Annotated in this window: 4 protein-coding genes and 1 pseudogene; 2 read left to right on the plus strand and 3 right to left on the minus strand. The window is 64.3% G+C overall.

All coding sequences use genetic code 11. From position 1 onward, the window contains the following. Nucleotides 1-110 precede the first annotated feature (110 nt). From ENZ74_RS21425 to ENZ74_RS21435, 3 genes are read right to left on the minus strand one after another with little or no spacing between them, the layout of a single operon-like run. On the minus strand, nt 111-1,421 hold the full coding sequence (locus ENZ74_RS21425; RefSeq protein ID WP_063167564.1) for an aspartate aminotransferase family protein: 1,311 nt from the start codon (nt 1,419-1,421) through the stop codon (nt 111-113). After that, nucleotides 1,422-2,480, minus strand: coding sequence for a phosphotransferase (locus tag ENZ74_RS21430; RefSeq protein WP_063167563.1), 1,059 nt, complete (start codon nt 2,478-2,480; stop codon nt 1,422-1,424). It abuts the gene before it with no gap. Further along, complete coding sequence (locus tag ENZ74_RS21435; RefSeq protein WP_063170179.1) at nt 2,477-3,772, minus strand: ArgE/DapE family deacylase; 1,296 nt, start codon at nt 3,770-3,772, stop codon at nt 2,477-2,479. Before ENZ74_RS21435 ends, ENZ74_RS21430 begins: the two co-directional genes overlap by 4 nt. Before the next feature lie 203 nt (nt 3,773-3,975). Between ENZ74_RS21435 and ENZ74_RS21440 the strand changes: the two genes are divergently transcribed. Both ENZ74_RS21440 and ENZ74_RS21445 read left to right on the plus strand, forming a co-directional pair. Next, nucleotides 3,976-4,638, plus strand: a complete 663-nt coding sequence (locus ENZ74_RS21440; protein WP_244514272.1) for a GNAT family N-acetyltransferase — start codon at nt 3,976-3,978, stop codon at nt 4,636-4,638. Then, nucleotides 4,635-5,039: pseudogene (locus ENZ74_RS21445) on the plus strand (LuxR family transcriptional regulator); the annotation flags it as partial. The gene ENZ74_RS21440 and the pseudogene ENZ74_RS21445, both read left to right, overlap by 4 nt.

Consider the following 5,039-nt stretch of genomic DNA (forward strand, 5'->3'; position numbering starts at 1 on the left):
GCGCCTGGCCCGGGCTGAAGCCGCCGGAAATCAGCTCCTGCTTGAGCGCGCCATAGGCGCGGTCATTCAGGGTCTGATGTTCGAGCTTCAGCATGCGCGGGCCGCTCCGATCACCAGTTCGACAGAGCGCGATCGAGCGTCTCGGCCAGTTGCTCGGCATTGTCCCTGGCAAAGGGCAGTGGCGGCCTGATCTTCAGCACATTGCCGCGCGGACCGCAGGACGAGATCAGCACGCCGTCCTCGCGCATGGCTTCGACGACCGCCGATGTCTTGGTGGCGGCCAGAGCCTCGTCGCCGTCCGCCGTCAGCTCGACGCCGAAATAGAGGCCGTTGTGCCTGACATCAGCGACCGCGCCGTGCCGGCCCTGCAGGGCGCGCAGCAGTTCACTCGTATAGGCGCCGACATTGCGCGCATTCTCGATCAGCCCCTCGCCTTCGATGACATCGAGAACGGCGAGGCCGACAGCGGCCGCGACCGGGTTGCCGCCGAAGGTGTTGAAGTAGCCGGTGTTCGAACCGAAGGAGGCGACAAGCTGCGGCCGCACGAGCACGGCGCCCATCGGGTGCCCATCGCCGATCGGCTTGCCCATCGAGACGATGTCAGGCTCGATGCCATAGTTTGCGAAGCCCCACATGCCCTGGCCAAGCCGGCCGAAGCCGGACTGGACCTCATCGGCGATGACGATGCCGCCGGCCTTTTTGACGTGATCCGCCGCTTCGCGCATCACCGCCGCATCGGGAAAGAAGATGCCGTCGCTGGAAAAGGCGGAGTCGAGAAGCAGCGCCGCCGGCTTGATGCCTTTTGCTCGCATGTCCTCTATGGCAGCGGCGACATTTCCGGCGAAATCATGCGCGGCCCGGCCATGGTCGCGGAACGTGTCCGGCGCTGCCACCGTGCGGTGGTGCGCTGGTACCCCCTTTGCCCCGACCGCCGCCGGCGACAGTTGCGCCGTCGCTATGGTGGCGCCGTGATAGGCGAAATCGGTGATGATCACCCCGGTGCCGCCGCTGGAATGCTGGGCAATGCGGATGGCAAGGTCGTTCGCCTCGCTGCCGGTGCAGGTGAACATCGCGTGGCCGAGATGGGCCGGAACGGTGCCGAGAAGCTTTTCCGCGTAATCGAGGATGATCTCGCTGAGATAGCGTGTGTGGGTGTTGAGCGTTGCGGCCTGCCCGGACAGTGCCTCGACGACGCGCGGATGGCAGTGGCCGACCGAGGCGACGTTGTTGTAGGCGTCGAGGAACTTGCGGCCCTGGGCATCGTAGAGCCACACACCGCTGCCGCGCACCAGATGAATAGGGTTGCGGTAGAAGGCGCGGTAGGTCGGCCCGAGCAGCCTGGCGCGGCGTTCGAGCAGCGCGCGCTCCGATGCAGCCGCGTCGGCATTTGCGGGATACGGCGAGGACTGGGGCACGAGCATCTACTCCGGATTGGAATGGTCGAGAAAATAGCGGCGGGCATCGGTGGACGACAGACCATCAAGCTTTTCAAGCGAAGCCCAGACCTCGGTGGCGAGGCGCAGCACGTAGTCGCGCTTGGCCGGGAAACGCTCGGCCTGCCAACTGGCGATGTTGACGATGAGCGCAAGTCGGGCACGGATCAGATCGAAGAGAATGCCAATCTCTTCCTCCTCCAGTGGTTGGAGCGACTGATAACCTGCGACAAAGCGCGCTGCCGGTGCCAGCGGATGGCCTTCCGCCGGCCAGCGGTAGACGGCGCCGATGGCGAGGTCGCAGATCAGCGGCGAATGGATCATGTCGCCGAAATCGAGAATGCCGCTCACGACCTCCGGCCGCGAAGCATCCATCACCACATTGTAGGAATTCATGTCGTTGTGGACGATCTGCGCGCGCAGGCTCGGGATGACCGGCGCAGCATGCTCCTCGAAGGAGTCGATCGCGCGCTCGACCATCGCCCGCCGACTCGGATCAGTGATGTGCGCCATCATCGGCCGTGTCTTGGCGACCTTGCGGATGTCCCAGAGCAGGTCGTTGCCGGCGGCCGGATGGAAGAAGCCGCGCAGCGCCCGGCTGAGGCGGGCGAGGAAGATGCCCAGATTGCGATCCTGCGCCTCGGAAGTCGGCGAGCGCGACAGCAACTGACCGGACAGATAGGTCACCAGCCGGATAATGCGCGGCGCCGATCCAGCGACGCTGACCGCGAACTGCGCTTCATCCTCGATGCTTTTGCGCACCGAGGGAACCGGCAAGGTGGGGTCGACCGCAAGGATGTGGTCGAGCGCCTTGTTCTGGAAGTCGGTGAAGCCAGCTTCTTCCGCCGGATGGGAGATCTTCAGGACGAACTCGCCCTCGCCGTCGGTCTGAATATGGAAATTGTGGTCGCGTTCGCCAGGCAGCGGACGCGCGGTGCCGGTCAGCCCGTAGTGCCGGCGCAGGATGGCGAGGGCGTCGGCCGTGGAGACACCCGGTGCGTCCTCGGCGAGTGTTTCGCCGAACGCATCGGGCACCGCCGCATTCATGGCTTAGCCTCGATAGGTTCGAGGCCACACCAGTCGGCGATGAACAGCGCGATCGTCTGGGTGACCTTGCGCACCGAGTCGAGATCGACGGCCTCGTCATAGCCATGCGGCATGCGGCAGATCGGGCCGTAGACGATCGCCGGCGTGTCGGCATAGAGGCCGAAGAAACGTGCATCGGTGGTCGCCGAGGTGACGTGTTCCGTCAGCGGCTCGCCCCACACGGCGGTATGGCTGCGGCGCAGCACCGCTTCCATCTCGTCGGCGCCCTCCAGCACATAGCCCTCGGCCATGAAGCCATTGTAGGTCATCTTGGGTGGTCGGTTGGCCAGGAACGGATCGGCGCGCGCCGCATCGGCAATGCAGGCCTCGAGCTCGGCCCTGGCGTCTTCGAGCCTCTGGCCGGGATAGGTGGCGACGCGCATCTCGAAGACACAGCGCGCCGGAACGCTCGATGTCCACTCGCCGCCTTCGATCTTGCCGAGGTTGAAGCGGATCGGATGCGGGTGATCATGGAAATGCGGATCATCGACCTTGCGCGCGTTCCAGACGATTTCGAGCTGCTTCAGCGCCTGGATGATGACGAAGGCTTTTTCAATGGCATTGGCGCCGGCCGAAAATGCACCCGACGCATGCTGCGGATCGCCGTCGACCTCGACCCTGAACCAGATCGGCCCGACCTGCGCCCGCATCAGCCGCGGCTCCAGCGGCTCGGGAATGAAGGCGGCGTCGGCGCGGTAGCCGCGCTGCAGGCATGCAAGCGCGCCATTGCCGGTGCATTCCTCCTCGACCACCGACTGGAGATACACGTTCGCGGCCGGCTGATAGCCAAGGCTACGCAAGGCGCTCAGCGCATAGAGGCAGGCGGACAGGCCGGCCTTCATGTCGCCGGCGCCGCGGCCATGCATCCAGCCATCCTCGATCGCCGGATCGTAGGGATCGCGGACCCAGCGGTCGAGCGGTCCGGTCGGAACGACATCGATATGGCCGTTGAGGATCAGCGAGCGGCCGGTCGCGTTTCGCGGCGTGTGGGTAGCAACGACGTTGAAGGCATCGTCGTAAGAGACCGCCACGGGGGAAAAACCCGGCAGGTCGCGAATCACGTCGACATCGACGCGCCACATGTCGACCGCGTAGCCATCCGCCTCGTAGGCGGCGGCCATAAACGACTGCGCGGGGTGTTCCTCGCCACGTTGGGAGGGAAAGCGCACGAGGTCTTGCAGAAACGCGACCTGTCGGGCGAAGCCATCATCGACTGCGCTCAGAATGGCCTCATCCGCAATCCGCTTAGGCATCATATTTCACTTTCATCTGGATGGTGTATCATATCTCATATGCCATTCCTGTGAAATGCAAGAGGCATGCGCGCCAAACTTTCAGTCCAGGACTTGCCGTTCGATGCTGCCATGGTCTTGGGGGAGTTGGCATCGGATGCAGCAAGCCGATACTGCTATCTCTGGAAGACATGACGAGGAATGCGTTGATCACAGAAGACACGATGCCCGCCGAAATCACCGATCTCGCCATTGGCTACCATCGCCTGCCGGCTGGCAAGCTTGCCAATGCGGTGACCTGGATGGAAGCGCGTACGCCGCAGCCGGATCTCGCGCGCCCTTTGGGCATGACACGGATCACGACGCCCGACTGCGTTTCCTACCGGGCGATCTTTCTCAAGATCGGCGCACCCTGGCTGTGGGACCGCGTTTCCGAAATGTCCGATGCCGAAATCACCGAGCATTTCGCCGACCCGCGCCAGCATCTCTACTACGGCCATGATGAAACCGGCGCGCATCTCGGCATGGTCGAGTTCTTCGCCGCCGACAATAACGAGATCGAGATCACCTATTTCGGCCTGTTCCCGTCCCTGACCGGCCGCGGTTTCGGCAAACGGCTGATGGCCGGGGCACTGGAGCTCGCATGGCGTCTCAACCCGAGCCGCATCTGGCTGCATACAAGCAGCTTCGATCATCACAGCGTCATCGGATTCTACAGCGCCTGCGGGTTCGTGCCCTTCGCTACCGGATTTGAGATCGTCGACGATCCCCGTATCAAGGGAACCTTGCCGCGCGATGCCGCACCGCAAATTCCGCTGATCGAAGCGGAGTGGAGCGGCTGCGGCGACTCTCCCCCAGAGAGCTACAGGCTGTGCGGACCTAGATGAGAACAGCTCCGCAATCCGTCAGCCAAGCGTCGCCGCACCATCGCCGATGGGTGCGCCGCGAGACCATTCTGTCGACGCTGGCGCGTCATATCGACACGCGCATCGTGCTGTTCGCCGCGCCCGCCGGCTTCGGCAAATCGACGACGATGGCGCAATGGGCTGCGGAAATCGCACGCCACGGCAGGCTGACGGCATGGCTGTCCTGCGAGGCGACGGACAATGATGAGGGCGCCTTCCTATCGCATCTGGTGGGCGCGCTGCGCCATCTGGTCCAGAGCCCGGCGGAACTCGACCTTGCCTTCCAGTCGAGCCCCATCCCGCAGCTCGATGTCGTGCTCGCGGCACTTGTGGCGGGTCTGGCGGCGCGCGAGGCCGACATCACCCTGTTCTTCGACGATTAC

The sequence above is a fragment of the Mesorhizobium sp. M7A.F.Ca.CA.002.15.2.1 genome (assembly GCF_003998715.1).
GTDB classification, from domain to species: domain Bacteria; phylum Pseudomonadota; class Alphaproteobacteria; order Rhizobiales; family Rhizobiaceae; genus Mesorhizobium; species Mesorhizobium ciceri.

Coding starts and splice junctions, on each gene's coding strand:
- ENZ74_RS21425 (WP_063167564.1), bottom strand. CDS start 1,421: ATGCTCGTGCCCCAGTCCTCGCCGTATCCCGCAAATGCCGACGCGGCT.
- ENZ74_RS21430 (WP_063167563.1), bottom strand. CDS start 2,480: ATGAATGCGGCGGTGCCCGATGCGTTCGGCGAAACACTCGCCGAGGAC.
- ENZ74_RS21435 (WP_063170179.1), bottom strand. CDS start 3,772: ATGCCTAAGCGGATTGCGGATGAGGCCATTCTGAGCGCAGTCGATGAT.
- ENZ74_RS21440 (WP_244514272.1), top strand. CDS start 3,976: ATGCCCGCCGAAATCACCGATCTCGCCATTGGCTACCATCGCCTGCCG.